This is a genomic window from Bacteroides cellulosilyticus (genome assembly GCF_020091405.1).
GTDB lineage: Bacteria > Bacteroidota > Bacteroidia > Bacteroidales > Bacteroidaceae > Bacteroides.
The window spans coordinates 368,961-392,977 of sequence record NZ_CP081903.1 but is presented as its reverse complement, the minus strand read 5'-3'; the positions used below and the strand labels follow the sequence as shown (position 1 = coordinate 392,977).

15 protein-coding genes are annotated in these 24,017 nt (G+C 42.6%); 14 read left to right on the top strand and 1 reads right to left on the bottom strand.

Going from position 1 to position 24,017, the window contains the following annotated elements; genetic code table 11:
- Nucleotides 1-13: 13 nt before the first annotated feature.
- From K6V21_RS01315 to porV, 4 genes are all read left to right on the top strand, one after another.
- The gene (locus K6V21_RS01315; RefSeq protein WP_007218733.1) at nt 14-676 is read left to right on the top strand and encodes a redox-sensing transcriptional repressor Rex; all 663 of its coding nucleotides are present in this window, start codon (nt 14-16) and stop codon (nt 674-676) included.
- Entirely contained in the window at nt 676-1,293 is a 618-nt protein-coding gene (locus K6V21_RS01310; protein ID WP_007210477.1) for a fumarylacetoacetate hydrolase family protein, read from the top strand. Before K6V21_RS01315 ends, K6V21_RS01310 begins: the two co-directional genes overlap by 1 nt.
- 16 nt (nt 1,294-1,309) lie before the next feature.
- A complete protein-coding gene (gene porU, locus K6V21_RS01305; RefSeq protein WP_224320627.1) occupies nt 1,310-5,146 on the top strand; it encodes a type IX secretion system sortase PorU in 3,837 nt (1,278 codons plus the stop codon).
- Between the two features lie 130 nt (nt 5,147-5,276).
- Entirely contained in the window at nt 5,277-6,449 is a 1,173-nt protein-coding gene (porV, locus tag K6V21_RS01300; protein WP_224320626.1) for a type IX secretion system outer membrane channel protein PorV, read from the top strand.
- A 65-nt stretch (nt 6,450-6,514) separates the two neighbouring features.
- On the opposite strand, the gene K6V21_RS01295 is transcribed toward porV, so the two are convergent.
- Nucleotides 6,515-7,957: a retropepsin-like aspartic protease gene (locus K6V21_RS01295; protein WP_224320625.1), complete on the bottom strand. Its 1,443-nt coding sequence runs from the start codon at nt 7,955-7,957 to the stop codon at nt 6,515-6,517.
- Between the two features lie 507 nt (nt 7,958-8,464).
- Here K6V21_RS01295 and K6V21_RS01290 point away from each other — a divergent pair.
- From K6V21_RS01290 to K6V21_RS01245, 10 genes are all read left to right on the top strand, one after another.
- Nucleotides 8,465-9,862 carry a tetratricopeptide repeat protein gene (locus K6V21_RS01290; protein WP_224320624.1) on the top strand — a complete coding sequence of 466 codons (1,398 nt, stop codon included), beginning with the start codon at nt 8,465-8,467 and terminating at the stop codon, nt 9,860-9,862.
- 137 nt (nt 9,863-9,999) lie between these two features.
- A complete protein-coding gene (locus tag K6V21_RS01285) occupies nt 10,000-10,377 on the top strand; it encodes a DUF3244 domain-containing protein (RefSeq protein WP_224320623.1) in 378 nt (125 codons plus the stop codon).
- A 45-nt stretch (nt 10,378-10,422) separates the two neighbouring features.
- Entirely contained in the window at nt 10,423-11,421 is a 999-nt protein-coding gene (locus K6V21_RS01280; protein ID WP_224320622.1) for a hypothetical protein, read from the top strand.
- Nucleotides 11,422-12,336 carry a thioredoxin domain-containing protein gene (locus K6V21_RS01275; RefSeq protein WP_224320621.1) on the top strand — a complete coding sequence of 305 codons (915 nt, stop codon included), beginning with the start codon at nt 11,422-11,424 and terminating at the stop codon, nt 12,334-12,336.
- Nucleotides 12,333-14,555: a TonB-dependent receptor gene (locus tag K6V21_RS01270; RefSeq protein ID WP_224320620.1), complete on the top strand. Its 2,223-nt coding sequence runs from the start codon at nt 12,333-12,335 to the stop codon at nt 14,553-14,555. The genes K6V21_RS01275 and K6V21_RS01270 overlap by 4 nt, the downstream gene beginning before the upstream one ends.
- 5 nt (nt 14,556-14,560) lie before the next feature.
- A complete protein-coding gene (locus K6V21_RS01265; RefSeq protein WP_224320619.1) occupies nt 14,561-15,550 on the top strand; it encodes a DUF4249 family protein in 990 nt (329 codons plus the stop codon).
- A gap of 31 nt (nt 15,551-15,581) precedes the next feature.
- The gene (locus K6V21_RS01260; RefSeq protein WP_224320618.1) at nt 15,582-16,574 is read left to right on the top strand and encodes a DUF4249 family protein; all 993 of its coding nucleotides are present in this window, start codon (nt 15,582-15,584) and stop codon (nt 16,572-16,574) included.
- Nucleotides 16,575-17,357: 783 nt separating this feature from the next.
- Complete coding sequence (locus K6V21_RS01255) at nt 17,358-18,977, top strand: DUF6377 domain-containing protein (protein WP_224320617.1); 1,620 nt, start codon at nt 17,358-17,360, stop codon at nt 18,975-18,977.
- Nucleotides 18,978-19,324: 347 nt separating this feature from the next.
- A complete protein-coding gene (locus K6V21_RS01250) occupies nt 19,325-22,267 on the top strand; it encodes a SusC/RagA family TonB-linked outer membrane protein (protein WP_224320616.1) in 2,943 nt (980 codons plus the stop codon).
- A gap of 21 nt (nt 22,268-22,288) precedes the next feature.
- On the top strand, nt 22,289-23,986 hold the full coding sequence (locus tag K6V21_RS01245; RefSeq protein WP_224320615.1) for a RagB/SusD family nutrient uptake outer membrane protein: 1,698 nt from the start codon (nt 22,289-22,291) through the stop codon (nt 23,984-23,986).
- Nucleotides 23,987-24,017: the final 31 nt, after the last annotated feature.

Genomic DNA, 24,017 nt, shown 5'->3' with positions numbered 1-24,017 from the left:
AGAAATGAAGAAAATGACAACGAACCAGGCAATTCAATATAAGGATAGCATGAAAGTGCCGGAGCCTACTTTGCGCAGGTTGCCGTGGTACTTGTCGAATGTTAAGCTGCTCAAGCAGCGGGGCGAACGGTACGTCTCTTCTACACAGATATCCAAAGAAATCAATATAGATGCTTCACAGATAGCCAAGGATTTGTCGTATGTCAACATCTCCGGACGTACGCGTGTGGGCTACGAAGTCGATACGCTGATAGCCGTACTGGAAGACTTCCTCGGATTTACCGATATGCATAAAGCATTTCTGTTTGGAGTAGGTAGCCTGGGTGGTGCATTGTTGCGCGACTCCGGTTTGAAGCACTTCGGGCTGGAAATTGTAGCAGCATTTGATGTGACCCCGGAATTGGTAGGCACTACATTGAACGGAATACCGATCTTTCATTCCAGTGAATTCGAGCAGAAGATGCGCGAATATGATGTGAACATCGGTGTGCTGACTGTACCTATTGAGATAGCCCAATGCATTACGGATACCATGATAGCCGGTGGCATCAAAGCTGTATGGAACTTTACCCCGTTCCGTATCCGTGTGCCGGAAAATATTGTTGTTCAGAATACTTCTCTATATGCTCATTTGGCGGTGATGTTCAACCGCCTGAATTTTAACGAAATCGAATAATGAAGATTATTGCTGTCGGAATGAACTATGCACTGCACAATAAAGAGCTGGGGCATACGTTAGTTAATAAAGAGCCGGTTATCTTCATGAAGCCCGACTCGGCTATATTGAAAGACGGAAAGCCTTTCTTTATTCCCGATTTTTCGGATGAGGTTCATTACGAAACTGAGGTGGTGGTACGTATTTGCCGTTTGGGAAAAAACATTGCGCCGCGCTTTGCCAACCGTTATTATGACGCAGTGACTGTAGGCATCGACTTTACGGCACGCGACTTACAACGTAAGTTCCGTGAAGCGGGTAATCCCTGGGAACTTTGCAAAGGGTTCGACCATTCGGCAGCTATCGGAACTTTTGTTCCTTTGGAGCAGGCAGGAGGCGATTTGCAGCAGCTTGATTTCCGTCTGGAAATAGACGGCAAGGAAGTGCAGCATGGCAATACCTCGGATATGCTTTTCAAAGTGGATGAGATCATTGCATACGTCAGCCGCTTTATGACGCTGAAAATAGGCGACCTGTTGTTTACGGGAACTCCCGCAGGCGTAGGTCCGGTACAGATAGGACAGCATTTGGAAGGATACCTCGGAGAAGATAAGTTGCTCGACTTTTATATTCGTTGAGTCAATTTATTACGATATGTTTATCAAACGTTGCTGGTTGCTTTGTTGCTTTATCGCTTTTCTTCTTCCGGTTTCAGCGCAAGAATTCATTACGCTGAACTGGCAGGAATTGTCTCCTGCACAGACGCTTCCCGTAGTGACGCGTGAACTCCCTTTGGGGACCAACTTCCGTTCCTTTACCTATCAGGTGGAAATAGAGTTTCCGGAATATCAGAAATTAAACCGGAGTGAGGTGGCAGCATTGGAGATGCGACTCGACAGTTTACGTCAGCTACCCAATGAAAATGTGGCTTTCCGGGAAGGCTTGCCGGCATCTCCACAGATAAACTCTTCCATCAAGGTCTCCACACACCGCGGTTTTCTCTCCATAAGTTTTGTTCCTGTTGTTTTTCGTGAAGGAAGTTATCAACGGCTGAATTCTTTCAAACTATCCGTGAATTCTTTTCCTAAGAAAGATAAAATGGGAGAGGAGACAGCTACCCGAAATCTGAAAACAACTTTATCCGAAGTACCTCTAAAGGATTGTACAACATCACTTCTTGCTTCCGGCCGTTGGACGAAGATAAGTGTGAGAAATACCGGAGTCTTTAAAATCACGAATGCCGAATTAAAAAAGATGGGATTCTCAAGACCCGAAAAAGTCCGCGTATTTGGTTATGGCGGTTATTTGCTGTCCCAACGTTTCAATGAACATCCGGCAGCTGACTTACCCGAAGTGCCTTTGTTGCGTTTGTCAGATGGTGTGTTGTTTTATGGTCGTGGCACTGTATCCTGGACGCCGGATAGCCAAAATACTTACTTTGTCCGCGAGCGCAACTTCTACTCCGATGAAGGGTATTACTTCCTGACTGATCGGGAGGATATTCCGGAAATGGAAACTGAAATATTCTCTTCCTTGAAAGAGACCTCGGCCAACAGACTGACGACTTTCAATTCCTTTGCTATCTATGAAAAAGATGCATATAGTTGGGCAGGTACCGGCAGGCAGCTTTATGAAGATTATGACTATGTGGCCGGAAATACGAAAAGTTATACGCTGAACTTGCCGGGCATTGTGCCGGAAGCTGCCGGATGGTTGACTACTGTCTTTGCCGCCCGCTCCATTGATGCGTCTACCAGCTACTCTGTTTCAGTGAACGGTGAACAGAAAGGAAACATCGCACTGGCATCCATCGATTCCGATAATCAATATTATACCAGAGCTACTTCTGCAACGATGAATGGCTCCTGGCAAGGGACTAAGTCGGAAAATACAGTTGTAACCATCACCCATACCCGCCCTTCGGGTACATCGGGGCGTCTGGATTACATCGCCTTAAACTATATGCGTGCACTTACGTTGAACACTCCTTATCTCACTTTTCGCTCTTTGGCTTCCATTCATAAGGAGACGACGTTCGTTCTTTCCGGTGCCACAGCTTCTACTGTTGTGTGGGATGTAACCAATCCTGCAAACATTGGCAGGATAGAAGGCAGTTTTGCTGATGGCACCTATACATTTACCATTCCCGCAGGAGAGTTGCGTGAGTTTGTTGCCATCACTCCCGAAGCGGGAGGCTTTGATACAGTGGAAAACGTAGGTGGGGTTGCGAACCAGAATCTGCATTCTCTGGAAGCTACGGATATGATTATCATTGCTCCCGACCGGAAAGACCTGCTGGCACAGGCGGAACGACTGGCACAAGCCCATCGTGAGAAAGACGGATTGTCCGTCCTTGTCCTTACCGCTCCGCAAATCTACAATGAGTTTTCCTCCGGTACACCGGATGGAACGGCTTATCGCCGTCTGATGAAGATGTTGTATGATCGCTTTCCGAATGAAGCTGAACGTCCCAAATACCTGTTATTCTTCGGAGATTGCAGCTACGACAATCGTATGCTGACTTCTTCCTGGAAGAGTTACCGGCCTGAAAACTTTCTGCTATCTTATCAATCGGAAGCTTCTTTGGAAGAGACTTCTTCCTATGTAACTGACGATTACTTCGGCTTTCTGGATGATGAAGAAGGTGATGATCTTACAACCGGTATGTTGGATATTGGCATCGGACGTTTCCCCGTTCGTACGGCGGCTGAGGCAAAAGCTGCTGTAGATAAGACAATTGCTTATATGGAAAATAAACAGGCGGGTCCGTGGAAACATACAGTTTGCTATGTAGCTGATGACGGAGATAAGAATATGCATGCTTCTCAATCTGAATTATTGGCAAGCTACACCGAGAGAAATTATCCTTCTCTGCTTGTCAACCGGATCTATGCCGATGCTTTCCATCGTGAATCTTCCGCTACCGGAGAAACTTATCCTGATGCTACGAAGCGCCTCTTGCAGTTATTTAACAGGGGAATGTTGGTAGTCAACTATACAGGTCATGGAAGTACTTCTGCATGGGCGGCAGAGAATCTGCTGACGATGGCTGACATCACTAAAATGACGTCTCCCCGCCTTCCTCTATGGATTACCGCCACCTGTGACTTTACCCGTTTTGATGATATACAAACTTCTGCCGGAGAGCAGGCTTTCCTGAATACTAAAGGTGGTGCTATAGCTTTACTCACTACATCGCGGGTGGTATATGCTTCGCAAAACTCCACGTTGAATCAGGCTTTCCTCCGTCATATTTTTTCGCGTCCCGAAGGTAAACGTTTGCGTCTTGGAGACATCATGCGGCTTTCCAAGTGCGATGAATCTTTGGCTAACGATAGGAATAAACTGAACTTCTCTCTGATTGGCGACCCTGCCCTGACTTTGGCATATCCCGATTACCAGGTGCAGGTAGACGAATTTGCGGGTGTGAATGTGGCAGAAGAAACGAGCGTCTATCCGCAGGTGAAAGCCGGTAGCAAGATTACAGTAAAAGGACGTATCCTGACTCCCGAGGGAGCTTTGGCTGAAGACTTTACCGGTACAGTGCATCCTACAGTGTTGGATAGTAAGGAAGAAGTGACGACTCTTGATAATCGTGATGAGGGAGCTTTCACTTATACCGAGCGCAGCAAAACTCTTTTCTCCGGCAGTGACTCGGTTCGTCAGGGACGGTTTGAATTTACTTTCCCCGTGCCGTTGGATATCAACTATTCCGATGAGGAAGGTTTATTGAGCCTTTATGCTCTGGATGCCGTTCATTCTCATGAAGCCGGTGGAGCTTTCGACCGCTTCCTGGTGGGTGGAACGGATGATGGTGTTTCTCTGACGGACACATTAGGACCTAAGATAACCGTTTATCTGAATACGCCGGACTTTAGTCCCGGTGGACAAACCAATACCACCCCGTTGTTTGTGGCGGAATTGGAAGATGCGGATGGTATCAATACGGTTGGTAATGGCATCGGGCATGATCTTTCACTTTGTATTGACGGCAGTGCGGTGCTGACTTATAATCTGAATGATTATTATACTCCGGTAGCGGGAGACTATACCCGGGGAACGGTATACTTTTCTGTGCCCGAACTCACTGAGGGCAAACATACGTTGTCGTTCCGTGCCTGGGATTTGCTGAATAATTCCTCTACAAAGACTTTGGAGTTTGAGGTGGTTCGCGGATTGCGTCCCGGTCTGTTCTCTGTTATTTGTACACAGAGCCCTGCCCGTGAAAGTACTACATTCGTTCTTTCTCACAATCGCCCCGGTTCCACGCTTGCGGTCCGTATGTCCGTATACGATTTTGCCGGACGGGAAATGTGGACACATCTGGAGAAGGGAGTATCTGAAGGACAAACTTATTATGTGGAATGGGATTTGTGCAGTAATGGCGGGCAACGTCTGGCACCGGGTGTTTATCTGTATCGTGCATCTATTGTCTCCGACGGTAGTCGCGAAAGTACGAAATCACAGAAAATCATTATCCTGTCACAATAAACAGGGGGATTTTCTGTTTTATTAGTATAAAAGATATTTTTCATCCGCAGATGACGCAGATTATGCGGATATTCTTTTGCATAGCTTTTAAATCTGTGTTATCTGCGGATGAAAAATTAAATGATATTGTATGAAGAAATCTATCTTACTCTTACTCATAGCCTTCTTGTCCGCAAACCTTCTTGCCCAGGACAAGAATCAGTTTAATCCCGTTAATACCGGTGTTAACTCTTTGGGTATTGCCCCTGACTCCCGTGGCGGTGGTATGGGAGATGTGGGTGCGGCTACAGATCCGGACGTAAACTCTCAATACTGGAATCCGGCTAAGTATCCGTTTACGATCAGCCGTGCCGGAGTAGCGGTTTCCTATACACCTTGGTTGCGCAAGTTGGTGAATGATATTGATCTGGCATATCTGGCAGGCTACTACCGTATCGGAGATTATCAGGCTGTCAGCGGCTCTTTGCGTTATTTCTCTTTGGGTGAAGTGCCCGTAGCGTATCAGGATGAGAATTCTCCCGGATATACCATTAAACCTTATGAAATGGCGGTAGATGTGGCGTACTCCCGTATGCTTTCCGAACATTTCTCTGCTGCGGTTGCCTTGCGATACATTTATTCTGACTTGGCGTACAGGGAAGATGAAGACGTTTCCGCCGGCTCTGCTTTTGCTGCCGATATTGCCTTCTATTATACGAATTACGTCATACTTGCCCAACGGGAGTGTATGCTTTCTTTCGGGCTGAATGCTTCCAATATCGGTACGAAGATTTCTTATGATAGTGGTAATACCAGTCAGTTCTTGCCTACCAACTTACGTTTGGGTGCTTCCCTGTTATTCCCGATAGATGATTATAATACAATCGGAGTTAGTTTTGATGCCAATAAGTATATGGTTCCTACCCGTCCTGTTCGTGGAGAAGATGAGTCTCAGGAAGAGTATGAAGAACGTTTGGACCGTGATTATAATGATATTTCTCCCATTAAGGGGATCTTTAAGTCTTTCAGTGATGCTCCCGGTGGCTTCAAGGAAGAATTGCAGGAGATACAGTGGTCTTTGGGATTGGAATATACTTATCACGAACAGTTCTCCATTCGTGGCGGTTATCACTGGGAACATGAGAACAAAGGAAACCGCAAATATTTTTCTTTTGGTGCAGGATTCAAGATGAGCGTATTCTCGTTGGATGCTGCTTATCTGGTATCTACGGCACAAAGTAATCCGCTCGACCAGACACTTCGTTTTACGTTAGGTTTTGATTTGGATGGGATAAAGGACTTGTTCGGACGTCGCAGAAGATGAAGTAGCTACGAGCTACGGGCTACAAGTGCCTTTCGACAGAAAGGGGGGAGTTGTGTGTAGAGTATTTAGCGATGCTGGTTCCAGTAGTCCAGATATACATTCGCTATCCCCAATAATATATCCGTTATATTCAGTTTGTCTTCCGGTAACTTTAAGCGTAGCTTTTTGCTATCGTAGATCATTGCGTTTCTCTCTTGTTTTTTCGGAGTGGTTTTTACGAACATGTCCTTCAGATTAATAGTAATGGTGTTGAAGCTCCGGAAGAAATCCATTCCTGCTACTCCGTCTCCAACAAAATGAAGAGCATCTTCTTCGGGTGTTGCCACTACATTCAGGCTATCGATGCATCCTGTATATTCTCCTATCTGGAAGCATCCTCCACCCGGCATCTTGTAGACACAAACTCGTGTTGTTCCGCCGAAACCTGCCATTCTCATAGAATCCTTTTCCGCTATTTGCTCAATGCGATCTTTATGTCGCTTGAAATAATCGTAGTTCAGTTGGCTGACGCCGGAACCACTGTCGAAGTTCATACGTAACAGTTCTTGGTTATACACTACTTCCAGATCAAGAATATTCTTCCCTGTATGGCAGATATTCGGTGCAAACGTCGGTGCGGGAGTCAGGACTTTGGGAATAGTCAGCCGGTTGGTAAGGAAATCCAGTCTGATTTCCTGGAGCTGATTAAGTAAAGGCAATCCGATGATAGCTTCCAAATGCTTCATATAGCGGTCTGCTTTTTCTTCTCCGGTCTTCATATCCAGTACATAGAAAGGTACGTTCCGGATCACGAGATCACCTATTCTTACTTCTTCTGCCAAGGCAAGATGCCCACTGCCCGCTCGTATTCCATATGCCGTAATCTCCACATCCAGCATCTTCATACCGCAGGCTTCCGCTACTTCGGGTGTCACTACATTGACTCCGGCACCGGTATCCAGTGTATAGTTTCGTTCTTTTCCGTTTAGTTCTCCTTGCAGGGTAATAGCGGTAGAACCTTTGGTTCCTATACTGTCTATGCGGAAGGGGAGGATAAGATCGTTATCCGCTTTGTTCCATTGGTATAGGTCGTATTTCGCCAGCGCCCGGTATTGACATTCCCTTGTCCGGTAGCCGGCAAGGAAAGCGCTGTCCACCTGACCTTCCAGTTGGTCACAAAAACTTTTCAGCGTTTCGGCAGCTTGGTCGTTAGCTCCCAGTTTGCTTAGGTTTTCGGATAGTAAGTATATCATGGAAGCTGTATTCTCAAATCCCATATTATTTTGTTGTTCGTTCAGCAATTTGCCTATGGATTCGCAGGCAGCTTCAGGGCGGTTGAAGAAATTATCCAGTAGTGCCTGACCGAATTCTTGCAGGAAAGGATGTAGGGAGTCTTTGTTAATAGCGAATTCGCGTTGCAGACTGAACCAGTCTGCCTGATTCATGTAAGTTCCGGCACGTTCATCGGCTGTTTGGGCAGATGTGCTGAGGCTTATGCAGAGAAGTAAAAAAAGTAGTATTGTCTTCATATCTATAGATTGTTTTAGGGTTAGACAATCTTCTGGGTGATTCATTTTTCAAATATACGAAATATTTTGTTTGGATGGGTTAAAGGATAACATGAAAGTTTTATTTGTTCTGATTTCTGTTGTATTGTCTAAAAGTAGTTCATTTAGATATGGAAATACGTATGTCTTTCCTCTGTGGAAATATGAAATAATCATAATAAGTAAATATTACGACTCCGTTTATTTCTGATTTGTTATTATATTTGTGAACCTATAACGATAAAACTAACTATTATGAAGAAGCTCTTGCCTTTTTTCTTATTGACAATAATGCCTTTACTTTATTCATGCAGGAATAACTCTCATTTTGCTAATTCTATTTTACTGTCAGCTGACTCTTTGATGCAATCGCGTCCTGACAGTTCACTTTATCTGCTTGAACAAATATCCGATCCGCAGAAAATAAAGAAAGGAAACCGGGCTTTGTACTGTTTGTTGTTAACACAGGCGAGGTATAAGAATTATATATTGGTACAGAATGATTCCTTAATAAAGATAGCAATAGACTATTATAGAAACAGTAAGAATCAGGAGCGACTTGCGAAGTCTTATTTCTATTTGGGTTGTGTTTATTTGGAGCAAAGAAAGCTTCCGGCAGCTATTGATTTTTATTTGAAGGCTCTAGATATAATGCCTAAAGGAAAAGACCCTGTATTTTTATCTATGATATATAGTCATTTAGGCGATTGCTATAGTGAGCAGGATCTGAATAAGACTGCCTTATCTATGTATAAAGAAGCGTATGCCTTGTGTATAGGCCGAGATTCTTTGCGTACATGTTATAATCTGAAGAATATAGCAAATGCTTTTTTATTGGGACAACAATGGGACAGTACGTACTATTATTACAAAAAGGCATTACCCATAGCTCTTTCTTTGAATAATTCGGCTATGGTGTCGGCTGTATATAAAAATATGGCTACTCTTTATAATGAACAAAATAAATTCGTAGATGCTGATACCTGTATATCGAAAGCCTTGGTTTATTTATCCGAAGGTGAGGGGTATACCGCGGCTTGCTCTGTTAAGGGGGATATAATGAATCATCTGAATAAGAAAGATTCTGCCGCTTATTATTGGAATATAGGAGCAAGGTCATCTAATATATACGCTAAAACATCATCTTATCATTCTCTTTTTCAAGAGAGTAAAAGAATGAGAGATTGGGAGAAATCTACCTTGTATGCTGATTCCTTTATAATCTTCTATGATTCTATTCAGATAATGAATGACCGTGCAGAGCTTGATGAACTGATGGACAATCATTTGGTTGAATTGCATAAATATAAACTGTCTGTTAAAAATCAGCAGGTAGTTGTAATCCTAGTTGTTGTTTTTTTGTGTCTGGTATTTATTTTGGTTGTACTATACTTGTGGCGTGATAGGATCCGGCAAAAGAAATACGTATCCTTGCAACAGCAATTAACAAAGAACCGTACTGAGGTCATGTTATTAAATGAAGAGCCTGATGCTACAGCTGAAGATAAGGGGGTAGAATTATGCAAGTTGGAAGAAGAACGATTGGAGATTTGCATATCTCTGTTTAAAACGACTAACGGTTATAAAAAACTATATGAACTTGAGAACTCATCTCCTAAAAAACGTATTTCGTTAGTTGCTAATTATAGGATGAAGATTATCAATGATATTCGAAGAACCTTTATAGATGTTATGGCCGGGTTTAAGGAGCGTTGTACGGCCTTGACTAATGACGATTTATTATATTGTATTTTAACTCTTCTGAATACCTCCAAAGATGTTATTTGGGATATAATGGACTCTACTCCGGATGCGATAAAAATGAGAAAAAGCCGCATTAGGACCAAAATGGATATTGAACTGTTTGAACAAATCTTTGGTTGCTGAAAATTAGTGATTTAGAACGCAATTTGTTACCATTGTTACTGCTGTTTTATATTTATTGTTACCATTGTTACTTCATGTTTTTTTGTTCTTATATAAATGATTAAGTTATTTGCGACAATAATTTATATCACATACCTATGAGAGCAAAAACTTTATTACTGTTTTTATTTCTATTATCATTTGTAAATGGAGGTGCAACTGTACAAGAGTCTGGAAAGAGTATTGTACTGAAGAAGAGTACTACTTCTGATGGAACATTACGCTCTGCCGGTTTATTTGCTTCCGCCTATTTAGATCTCAGCAATGAATTGCTATTACTTAATTTTGAGAACTGCTCAGATGATGCTTTTATTTCCGTGACTAATCTTTCAACCAATGACGTAATTTATTCAGGACTATATGGAGCTTCGGATAATATTGTACTGAATATGGCAGGACTATTGCAAGGAGGAGAAAATTACCGTTTGGAGATGACTATTGGAAAGGTGATTCTATACGGAGATTTCACTATTTGACTTACTTAATTTAGAGCTTATGGTGTTGCTTAACCATTCAAAGACATGAAAAAACATTTATTATTCACTCTTTTAGGAGTGTTGACGTGCTACTCATGCAGTAACAGTTATGATTTATTAGAGAATGATATGGAGTTGGCTAAGGCCGCTGCGGATTATGAAGTATCAACCAGGTCAATGGAAGAAAACGCTGATACTGTCAAGATTGAAACAGTTGCGGATGAAGAGACTATTCAGAAGCTTATGGATGATTATGTGACTGAGTTGATGAATCGTACCTCTATTGCAAAAGAGAAAGTGATGCGAACTGTTTACAGTGCTTCTAATGATGTCGTAGGAGTTTTTAAGATTGGTTCGTGTGGTGTCTATACGGAGTTGGAAGTTAATATTGATGCGGAAGATACAAAGCAGAATTCTAAATCAGAGGGTGTGATAGGAGATTCATACATTGATAGCAATGGTAATGTCCGTTTGAAATTTTGTTTAACGGAAGCAAGTCAATATTATCCGGGAGGTGTATTCCTTGTTAATCATATAAACTATTACAGACCGGGGTTTAGTTTTAATCATCCTTGGATGAAAATAGTAGCTCGTTATCATGACTGTGATGATAAACATACTGATAATAGGGTGGTAAGTCCAAATCTTGAATTTAATGGTAAAGGGGCTATTTCTAAAGGATATACAAAGATAGATGATAATGCAGTTTTAGCTTGGGCCTTCCCTGATGCATTGGGAGTGCCGAGTACAATTGCAAGTGGGAATTTTGGACCTAGAAGTCGGATAAATTATGGCGTAATTTGTGGTTCTCCTCTTGCGACAATGGGAAAAATCCATTTTGATGATGAAGACTCAAGTAATAAAAACTGGGCTAAATTATATACCGGAAATACCTTTACTAAAGATTTATTATCAGATCATTTCTATGGAGAATATGGTTTGAATACCGGAAAGAATACATGGTATAGCTTGACATTCAATACAGATCTCTCTTATTTTAAAAATAAGAATAGGTATCATCCTGGGAGGGTTATGGCTAATTAAATGAAAAATGTATTATTAGTGCTGACTGTGTTACTCTGCTCTTGTTCTAAAGGTAATAAGGAAGTTGTAGCAGAAATAAACGGGCATAAGCTTTATGCATCCGAATTGTCTCAGGTGACAACCCAAGAGACCTTCGATTTATTGAATATGGCTTATGAAATAAAGTCAAGAGCCTTGGACGACTTAATCAAACAAAAATTGATAGAGTATGAGGCAATTGATCGGGGAGTACTCACTGATGAGTTTCTGAATGCTTATATTGATAGTGTTATGGTCGATCCAACAAAGGAATATATGGAGGATTTGTTAGCCAAAAACAGAGTACGGAGTGTTTTAATCCGGCATTTGGCAGATTCACTATTTAATAGAGCACAAATCAAGCGGTATATCTATCCTCCTAAACAGCCCAATTGTGTTGTAGCCGATTTATGCGTTCAATATAGAGGAAATCTTGATGCTGCTACTCATTTGATAGTAGCATCAGATTTCAATTGCAAACGTTGTGCTGAATTTGAGAAAACGTTGAAACGTATTTATGATAAATACCATGACCGGGTGAAATTTGGCTTTATTAATTTTGCCGACGAACCGAATCTTGCGTCATTGGCTTGTGAAGCGGCTGGTAAATATGGTAAATTCTGGGAGTTTCATGATGCCATATTCTCCTATGATGCGTTGCCGGACTCTGCATATATCTTTGACCTTGCCCGGGCTTTAGGATTGGACGTTGGCGCATATAAGCAAGATGTGCTGTCCGCCGAAACTTATGATAAGGTAAACCATACTATTGATAAACTGATGGAACGGGGACTTTTTGCCACTCCTACCATTATAATTAATAATCGCTTGGTTTATATTACGAATTCTTATGAAGAACTGACTAAACTTTTAGATAAAGAACTGCAAAACGAATGAAAGTCTTATCTGTATATTTGTTTCTTCTCTTTTTCTGTCTGCACACTGCCTTTGCTCAAAAAGTGATAGTACGAGGACGTGTGACGGATGCGAAAACAGGGGAGACTCTCTCGGATGCCAATGTACTGGAAAAGAATTCGAGTACAGGTATGGCTACAAATGCATACGGACTCTATTCCATTACCCTTCATACGGGGAGGTGTGTACTTCAGTGTTCTATGTTGGGCTATACCACTTGGTCGGATACATTGCAACTATCGGGCAATGCAGTGGTCGATATAGCTTTGCAGCCTAATGACTATTTGCTGAAAGGGGTTGAAGTACTGGGAGCCCGAAAACATAGCGGACAATTTATGTTGGATGCACAGAAGATACAAGCCCTGCCTGTTGTAGGAGGAGAGCCCGATTTAATAAAGACTTTACAATTTTTGCCGGGAGTACAGAGTGGCAATGAAGGGGCTAACAATATTTCTGTGAGAGGAAGCAATCAATGGGGGAATCTGGTCTTACTGGATGAGGCTGTGGTCTATAATCCTACTCATGTTTTATCCTTTTTCTCTGTATTTAATAATGATGCCATTCAAAAGGTGGACCTGTATAAGTCCTATTTTCCACTGAAATATGGAGGGCGGTCTTCATCGGTTATCGATGTCCGTATGCGCGAAGGCAATAGTAAAGAGCGCAAGCGGAGTGCAAGTCTGGGATTGATTGCCTCTAAAGTATTGCTGGAAGGTCCTTTGAAGAAAGGCTCTTATCTGGTTTCCGGCAGATTTGGTTATCCGGGAGTCACACTCAGTTTATTAGGTGGTGATCTGGCCTCTAAGCCACAGATGTGGTTTTATGATGTCAATGCTAAGGTGAATACGGCATTGGATGACCGTAACCGTCTTTTCTTTTCGTTGTATAGCGGAGGCGACCATACTGTTTTCAATAAATTGATCAAGGGATATGGTATGGACTGGGGAAATGCCACTGCTACAGTGAGATGGAACCATATTCTGAATGATAGAACTAACATAAATACAAGTGCTGTTTTCAGTAATTATTATTATAGGTATAAATCTTTGGCAGACGGATTACAATATCTTTGGAAATCGGATATGCAGTCTTATCAGTTGAAGTCTGACTGGGAAACGCATTTGAATAACTCCTTGAGCCTGAAGACGGGAGCAAGCGTACACTTCTTTACCACTATGCCCGGTTCGGTAGAAAAGTATGGCGATGAATCGAATGTGGTACCTTCCCGTTTGCCCAAAAAGGCCTTGTGGGATATGGCTTTCTATGCAGAGGGTGAATATAAGTTCCTTTCCCGTTTCCAGTTGAATGCCGGAGTCCGTTTATCCGTTTTGTATGCTCCGTCCTCTTCTTCGTATGGGGCAAAAACGTATGTTGTTCCCGAACCGCGGGCAGAGTTATCCTATACTCTTAATCCTTCCAATCGTATAGCTGTCTCTTATACACAGGCGGCACAAAGCATACATATGCTCTCAAATTCCTCGGTAGGAATCCCTTCGGACATGTGGATACCTGCCAATGCGTTATTGGAGCCATCTGTTATGAGACAGGTAGCACTTAGCTATGAATATAACTTTCCGCACAGAGAGTATACTTTGTCAGTAGAAGCTTACATCCGGAAAATGCGCCATGTGGTGGACTATGTGGAAAATGCCAATATATTCCAGAATGACCGGATTGAAAAGGAAGTAGAGAGCGGCACTGCTGAAGGGACTGGACTGGAGTTGTACTTTTCAAAGAATCAGGGAGCCCTGACCGGATGGCTTAGTTATACACTTTCGCGTGCAAGAAATAATATCAATGGCGAGAAATATAAACCGATATATGACCGTCCGCATAATTTAAAACTGTTTCTGAACTGGAACATCGGTTCTCATTGGTCGCTGTCATCTACTTTTTCTTATGCTTCGGGAATGAATCTGACGTTGCCGGTAGGAAAATATTATTTCCATCACTCTGTATTCTATATCTATTCCGGTAGAAACGGGTATCGTGCTCCGGCATTTCACCAATTGGATTTCTCCACAACATATAAGTGGAAGAATCGGAGTCTTTCCCTTTCAATCATTAATGCATATAACAGGGAAAATGTTTTTTCCATTTATGCGGGGCGTAATGGAAACTTTTCCATTGCACAGCCTCTTATGTATAAATTATATCTTTACGGCATTGTGCCTTCTTTAACTTATACATTTAAATTCTGATAGTTATGATAAAGTCGGCTTCTTATATCTCGTGTGTTCTTTTAGTCTTGCTTATGTCGGGCTGTGAGAAAGTGTTTGATGTGGATTTGTCGGGCTATGTTTCGGATGCACTTGTTTTTGAAGGGACTGTAACTAATGAACGTCCGCCCTATTTCTTTCATCTTACCAAGCCTGCTGCAATTACAGGGGGTGATTATTATAATTATGAAGGAATAGATGATGCGGTAATTGTGATTACAGATATTACGGAGGGTATCAAGGATACGCTTCAATATGTGAAACCTCGTTTTGAAAATCATGTGTATTATGACTATTATAATTATGATAAGAAGCGGAAGGAAGAAGCTAGTGTGAATGGGATATATAGGAATTCTGCTGGTGGGGTGTATGTGACAACTAAGCTATATGGTATTGAAGGTCATTCCTATTCATTGGATATATATTATGCTGGTAAGCATTTTGAATCGGATGTACAGAAAATGGAGCCAGCTCTTGTTATTACTGATCTCAAGGTAACTAAAGTGGATCTTGGTGAAAAGGGGGAGACCTTTGCACCTTGTATTAGTTTCATTAATCCTCCGGGAGAAAATTATTATTTGCTTTCTTTCTTTCCTGCGTCATATATTTATTTTACCTTCTCGAAACCTAGTGCTTTATTTGGCGCGAATTCACGTTGGCGATATTCCGTTTTAAGTGATGAACACTTGCAGGAGAATGTAGTAGACTTTGCCGTAGATGACGGAGAGAATGCTTTTGGTTATCCTAATGGCTGGGGTTATGACCATTCGAGCGATTCTGTATATGTGTGGGCGCAAACCATTTCCAAGAGTTGTTATGATGTTTTTGATCAGATGTTGAAGCAGTTCCGTACGGATGGCGGTGCATACACTCCGGCTCCATCGTCAATAACCGGGAATATAAGTGGTGGCGTATATGGCTGTTTTCGGGTAAGCGCTGCTTCTGAAAAAGGGATATATGTAGGGGAAAGAAATTAATAATTAACTTATATATTTGAACTTGTACACTATGATAAAGTCAGCTTCTTATATCTCATGTGTTCTCTCAGTCTTGCTTATGTCGGGCTGTGAGAAAGTGTTTGATGTGGATTTGTCGGGCTATGTTTCGGATGCAATAGTTTTTGAAGGTACTGTAACTAATGAGCGTCCGCCCTATTTCTTTCATCTTACCAGGCCTGCTGCAATTACAGGGGGTGATTATTATAATTATGAAGGAATAGATGATGCGGTAATTGTGATTACAGATATTACGGAGGGTATCAGGGATACGCTTCAATATGTGAAACCTCGTCGTGAAAACTTTGTGTATTATGACTATTATAACTATGATAAGAAGCGGAATGAAACAGATTATGTAAATAGTGTATCTGAAAATGCAGCAGATGGGGTGTATGTGACAACTAAGCTATATGGTATTGAAGGTCATTCGTATTCATTAGATATATATTATGCTGGTAAGCATTTTGAATCGGATGTACAGAAAATGGAACCGGCTCTTATTATTACTGATCTCAAGGTAACTAAAGTGGATCTTGGCGAAAAGGGAGAGACTTTTGCCCCCTGCATCAGCTTCATTAATCCTCCGGGAGAAAATTATTATTTACTTTCTTTTTTTCCATGGTCGTATACCCGTGCTAAACCATTCACAAGACCTGGTACTTTGTTTGGTGCAGAATCACGTTGGCGATATTCCGTTTTAAGTGATGAACACTTGCAGGAGAATGTAGTAGACTTTGCCGTAGATGACGGAGAGAATGCTTTTGGTTATCCTAATGGCTGGGGTTATGACCATTCGAGCGATTCTGTATATGTGTGGGCGCAAACCATTTCCAAGAGTTGTTATGATGTTTTTGATCAGATGTTGAAGCAGTTCCGTACGGATGGCGGTGCATACACTCCGGCTCCATCGTCAATAACCGGGAATATAAGTGGTGGCGTATATGGCTGTTTTCGGGTAAGTGCTGCTTCTGAAAAAGGGATATATGTAGGGGAAAGAAATTAATAATTAACTTATATCTTTGAACTTGTACACTATGATAAAGTCGGCTTCTTATATCTCGTGTGTTCTCTCAGTCTTGCTTATATTTATTCTGATTTCAATTTGATTAAACTCTGTGATACTCTATGCTTTATAACTCATGTTCCGAATATTAACTGTATATATTGGACCTATTGTATCTATCAATCATGCAGTTCACACACTGTAAGGAAAGCGGAATATCTGCTGTTTTTCCTTTTGCAGGAAGTTAGGAGCTTGTCGACAGGAAGTTAACTTCTTGCAAACAAACTCCTAATTTCTTGTCGACAAGAAATTGATACTTTGTAGCGCCTTGAAAATCAGTGATAATTTTCCTTTGTATAAAAAGGGTGTTTGTGAATATATATAACCTGCTTTTACATACTTCTTACGTATTCCGTTTGCGGAATCGGACTTGCTTGAAATAACTTGTTTTCAGGTATTATTCATTGTCAGCAGAATCAGCACAACTCACGTAGTTGTGTCTATTCTATCGGCAGGACTTTGGAAGAAGTGACTACTGTATCAGGACATGATGATAAAGAAACGTCTACTGATACAGTTAATGATAAGATTATTATGTGCATACTGCTATAAGAGGGATAATGACTTTCTGTGCTAAGCTACACTTTCGAGTATTGTGAACGAAGCAAGTCAAACGTTATCGGTAAAATTCTGCCGAAAGAACAGGGAAACTTTCCTTTTTCAAATATTTATTCCGTACTTTTGTCCGTGAAGATTTATTGTTAAACCGTGAAAGAAATCCATATGAGGCAACTGAAAGTAATTTTGGCAGTCTTCTTTGTATCCCTGTCCCTGTATTCTTATGCCAATGAAACAGACTCTTTGCTTCGGGTACTTGATATGTCTATCAGGAACCGCCCTCAATATACATTAGAACGCCAGGAACAGATAGATGCTTTGCAACGGAAACTCCGTTTGCCTCATTCGGACCAGGAACGCTTTGATGTCTATCGCGAATTGTTCGGCAAATACCGTTCTTATCGCATGGACTCCGCCTTGTGGGTTGCCAACCAGCGTGTGGAGCTTGCCAAGCGCATGAAGAATCCCCTTCACATTTATTCCGCAGAACTGAATGTGGCCGAAGTCATGATAGGAGTGGCCATGTATAAGGAAGGGCTGGAGATACTGGACGGCATTAAATCCAGCGACTTGGATGCTTCCGGCATTTCTTACTATTATTATCAGTATCACCAGGTTTACACGTTAATGGCGGATTATGCTTTTTCCGATAAGATGAAAGATCATTACCGGAGCCTTGCTTATCAGTATAAAGATTCTATTCTCAATATCCGGAAGCCAGGTTCGCAGGGCTATCTGCTGATGAAAAGTGAGAAACTTCTGTACGAAGAAAAATACGATGAAGCCATTGGGATATTGAACAGTTGTTACGAGACGCATAAACAGAAAGGATATAGCGTTGCTATTCCTTCCATCGGGCTGGCGAATGCTTATGGTGTGATGGGAAAGACGGAACTACAGAAGAAGTATCTGATTATTTCCGCTATCGCTGACATTCAGGCAGCGACGAAGGAATATATTTCTCTTTGGAAACTGGCAAACCTCTTGTTTCAGGAAGGGGATATTAACCGTGCTTATACCTATATAGAATGTTCCATGCAGGATGCCACATTCTGTAATGCCCGCTACCGTACACAGGAGATTTCAGAAATGCTACCTATTATTAGCCGGACTTATGAGAACAAGTTGCGGCAGGAGAAAACACAGATGGTTGCTTTGTTCGTCCTGACTTCTGTTCTGCTGATAATCCTGCTGATTGCCCTGATGTTCATTTTCTATCAGATGAAACGGCTGAACGTTGCCCGGAAGGCAGTGAGCGATATGAACGAGGAGCTCAAGCATATCAATGCAAACCTGCATACATTGAATGATAAGTTGCAGGAGTCCAACCAGGTGAAGGAAGAATACATCGGTTACGTCTTCAATATGTGTTCGCTCTACATCAACAAGCAGGAAGAACAACGGAAAATGCTTGCCCGTAAAATCAAGACCGGGCAATTGGATGATTTGTATAAGACTGTCAATTCCTCTTCTTTTGTTGCCAATGAGTTGAAAGAATTCTTCTACACGTTCGATAGTGTGTTCTTGAAACTCTATCCTAAGTTCATAGAACAGTTCAATACTTTGCTTCAGGAAGATGAGCGTATCTGTCCGAAGGAGGGTGAACTGCTGACACCCGAGTTGCGCGTCTTTGCTCTGATCAGATTGGGCATTACAGATAGTGGGAAGATTGCTAACTTCCTTCATTATTCTGCCCAGACGGTGTATAACTATCGTCTGAAAGTGCGGAGTAAATCTTTGCTTTCCAAGGATGAATTTATGGAAGCGGTGCAGCAAATAGGCTAATAAAACCTCTTTCTTTTTTCCTCAAATGTCTACTTAAATCTACTTTCCTGACTCATGTAGGAAAGTGACTTTGTGTTGTACTTCAATCACTTATCATTTAAAAACTTCTACTTATATCTACTTTACGTATCTACTCAACTTTCTTATCCGGAAAGTTATGCTCTACCTTTGCCGTAGAAATTAAAGTTAACAATAGATTTTCTTTGGGTATTGGTTTTTATCGGGTAAACAGGTTACGCGAGAATTATAGAAAAAAAGTCTGTGCCGTGTGCGGGCGAACAGAGATTCGCCCCTACAGGTACAAAGGTAAGACTGAATTATTTTTTATTAATTATAATAATAACCTTATGAAAAACATTTTTAGACTTGTCAAGGGACTTCTCCCTTTGTTGGGATTACTACTATCCCTGTCGCTTTCAGCACAAGACATCGTGGTGAAAGGGCATGTGAAGGACGCTACCGGTGAATCGGTTATCGGAGCTAACATTCTTATTAAAGGTACTTCTATAGGTACGATTTCCGATGTGGACGGCAATTTTACACTGAAGGCGGCTACCGGAAATGTGCTTACCGTCACCTGTATCGGCTATAAAGGGCAGGAAATCACCGTGACAAACAAACCTCTCATTGTAGTTACCATGCAGGAAGACAGCGAATTGCTGGACGAAGTAGTAGTCATCGGCTACGGACAGGTGAAGAAAGGCGACGTGACCGGATCTTTGCTGACCGTGAAACCGGATGAGCTGAACAAAGGTAAGCAATTGACTGCTGAAGATGCTCTGGTGGGTAAAGTTGCCGGTGTGAATATCGTGCCGGGCAATGGTGCACCGGGTAGCGGCGGTACCATCCGTATCCGTATGGGAGCCTCTTTGTCGGCAGATAATGATCCGCTGATTGTTATCGATGGAGTACCCGTAAGCAATACTTCTATCAGTGCCATCAATCCGAATGACATTGCTTCCTTTACAGTATTGAAGGATGCTTCTGCCACAGCTATTTACGGTTCGCGTGCCTCCAATGGTGTCATTATCATCACTACCAAGAAGGGAAGTGCCGACGGTACCTCTCGTCCGTCGTTCAACTATAACGGAAACATGACGGTGAGCAATGTATATCAGTATATGGATGTACTTTCTACCGAAGAATTCCGTCAGGCTTTTGCCGAGCATGCCAATGCTCCGGAGACTTTCAAGCTGGGCAGTGCAGATGTAGACTGGCAGAAAGAAATCTACCGCGTGGCACTGGGTACGGATCATAACTTGTCCATGACCGGAGCTTTGAAGAATATGCCTTACCGTGTATCCGTAGGATATACTAACCAGAATGGTACATTGAAGAATAATAACTACGAGCGTATCAACGCCAGTGTAGGTCTGTCTCCGAAGTTCTTTGATAAACATCTTTCTGTAGATATCAATGTCAAGGGAAGTATTGAGAATAATCAACCGGTTTCAACAGGCGTGATTGGCAGTGCCATCTCTTTTGATCCTACCCGTCCCGTTTACGAAGACTATGAAGGTAATGTAGGTTTGGGATATTATACATGGATGAATGGCGGTAAACCCATCACGCTGGCCGCTGCAAATCCGGTTGCCGATCTGGAACTGGCTGACAAACTCGAAAAGACAAAACGTTCTATCGGTAACATTGCCCTCGACTACAAGGTGCACGGATTGGAAGACCTGCGCTTTAATCTGAATATGGGCTATGACATCCAGAAGAATGACAATCGTGAAAATGTGCCCGATCTTGCTCCCTCCATGTACACTGGTAATCAGAATGACGGTACGGGCAAGCGCTATAAATACCATCAGACCAAGCGCAACACCTTGCTCGATTTCTATGCCAATTACGACAAGGAACTGAAAGATCATCACATCAATGTTATGGGTGGTTACGGCTGGCAACGTTTCTGGTATAAGAATAATAGTGTAACCACCGACACCGAAGGCAAAGAACTGGCTACTCCCCAGCATGCCGAAGCCGAACTTTACCTGCTTTCTTTCTATGGACGTGTAAACTACTCCTGGAAACAACGCTATATGCTGACGGCTACTCTGCGTGCAGATGCTTCTTCACGTTTCTCTCCCGATAACCGTTGGGGGTATTTCCCTTCAGTTGCGGCAGCCTGGCGTGTGAACGAAGAGGCTTTCCTCTCGAACTTCAAAGCCCTGTCCGATTTGAAACTCCGTTTGAGCTACGGCCAGACCGGTCAGCAATCCATTGGTTCTTACTATCAGCACCTGCCGACTTATACGGCGTCTTATGACGAATCCCGCTATTACTTCGGTGATCAATGGTACACTACTTACCGTCCCAATGGCTACGATGCCAACATCAAGTGGGAGACTACCGAAACTTATAATATCGGTATCGACTATGGTTTCCTGAACAACCGCATCTCCGGTACGATTGACTACTACTGGCGTACTACCAAAGATCTGCTGAATAAGATATTCGTTCCTGCCGGAAGCAACTTTACCAATATGATTGAAACCAATATCGGTAATATGAAGAGCAAAGGTCTGGAAATCGGTATCAACGTGATTCCCGTGAAGAATAAGGATTGGGAATGGACTGTCAGCGGTAACTTTACCTGGAATACTTCCGAAATTACGAAGCTGAACACCATCGACCGTGAAGATAACTATGTGAAGACTGGTAATGCCGGTGGTACGGGTAAATATCTGCAAGTCCACATGGTAGGCGAAACTCCGAATACTTTCTACCTGTTGCAACAGGCTTATGACGATAATGGTAAGCCGCTGGATGGCAAATATATCGCAAAAGATGGTTCGGTCACCAGCAGCGAAGAAGATGCCAACAAGTACGTGACCGGCAAAAGCTCCAAAGCTCCTTACTACTGCGGTCTTTCTACCCGTTTGACATATAAGAACTGGGATTTGGGTATCAACGGACATGGAAGCTTCGGTGCTTATGTTTATAACTATGTGAAAGCCTCCGATTCTTTGGACGGACTTTATGGTGGAACCGGCGTTTCCAGCAATATTCTGCGTTCTACTCTTGAAACCGGATTTACGCAGGATCGCATCTATACCGATTACTTCCTGGAGAAAGGTGACTTCTTCCGTATCGACAACATCACGTTAGGACATACCTTCGATAAGTTGTGGAACGAAAAAACCTCTCTTCGTCTCTCTTTCACCGTGCAGAATGTATGTACACTGACAGGCTATAGCGGTCTTGACCCGGAAATTTATAGCGGTATCGATAAGAACATCTATCAGCGCCCGCGTATGTTCATGCTGGGAGTAAATTTTAATTTTTAATTCATGAAAAATCAGAAAACAATGAAAACGAAATATTTCAAGTTAGCAAGTATATGTCTGGTATCTCTCTTCCTTCTTTCTTCTTGTCTGGGAGATTTGGATACATTGCCTTTGGACGACAATGAGTTGGTGGGCGAGAAGGTTTATTCTACGCCTGAGGGATACATCGGAGTATTGGCAAAATGTTATGCCAGCCTTATCCAGACCGGACAAAAGGGTGGTGATGGCGGAAACGGCGACGTGCCGGGTATTGATGAAGGTTATAGTGGTTATACACGTGCTCTGTTCTATTTGCAAGAGGCTTGTACGGATGAGATCGTTTTCCATTCCGGTGGCAGTCATGGAAGTTTGTCACTGTTGTATATGAACTGGGACCCTTCGACAAAGATTATTTGCTATTCATATTATCGTCTGTATATGGCCATTAACTACTGTAATGAGTTTTTGCGCGAAAGTGCGGAAGGGAAGCTGAAAGCCCGTGGCGTATACGATGCTTTGCAGGCTGAAATGCCTTATTACCGTGCCGAAGCACGCTTCATCCGTGCTTATTGCTACAGCATGATTTGCGACTTGTACGGTTCGGCTCCCTTCATTGATGAAACGATGGATGTAGGTACGATTCCACATCAGAAGACCCGCCAGGAAATCTACGACTATGTGGTTTCCGAAACGGAAGAACTGACAACCTTGCTGAAAGAACCGAAGCGGAATGAGTATGGCCGTGTGGATCGTGTATCGGCTTGGTTTCTCCTGGCACGTGTCTATCTGAATGCCGAAACATGGGTAGGCAAGAATGAATATACCAATGCTTATAAATATGCCAGGAAAGTGATTACGGAAGGTAATTATCCGTTGGCTTCTGATTACCGTCACATCTTCCTGGCAGATAACAATACTTGCTCCGAAATCATCTGGCCCTTGGTGCAGGATGCTGACTATGCACAGAGCAGTGCCGGAACCAACTTCCTGATTAAAGCATTGATGAATGGTCCGATGGATAGCTATGTAAAAACCGGAGTAGGTAGCCGTGGCTGGGGTAATGCCCGTGTGAAGGTGGCGCTTGTAGATAAGTTTGATGAGGCTGACCAAACCTTCTATGAAAATGATCCCTGGGGAGATAATAAGAAGGATAAGCGTGCACAGTTCTTTACCATCGGTCATACAAAGGAAACCTGGGTAGAAGGTAAGGCTTTCCAGAAGACTTTTGAGAATGGTTATGCGTGCATCAAATGGAGAAATGTAACTAAGGACCGTAAGGAATTGGTAGATGGCGGTACTAAGTATTCGTCTGTAGACCTCCCGATGTTCCGTACGGCAGATGCTTACCTGATGGCTGCTGAGGCTATTCTTCGCGGGGCTTCGGAAGGCACGCGTGCTGAGGCGCTGGGTTATGTAAATGAAATCAGAGACCGTGCTTATATGTCCGGCAACTATGGTGACGGGGTATCCGGTCGTATTACCGACGGCCAGTTGAATCTGGATTTCATTCTGGATGAAAGAGCCCGTGAGATGAATATGGAGTTGGTGCGTCGTACAGACCTGATCCGCTTCGGCAAATTCACAAAAGGATATAACTGGGATTGGAAAGGTAGTAGCGACGGTGAAGTTGGTACGTATGTGGGTAAAGATGTGAACGATAAGTACAAATTGTATCCCATTCCGCAGGATGAGTTTACCACGAACCCGTATCTGACGCAGAATCCGGATTATCAGAAATAAGGATGAAGGTTGATTCATTACTTTTCCTTTT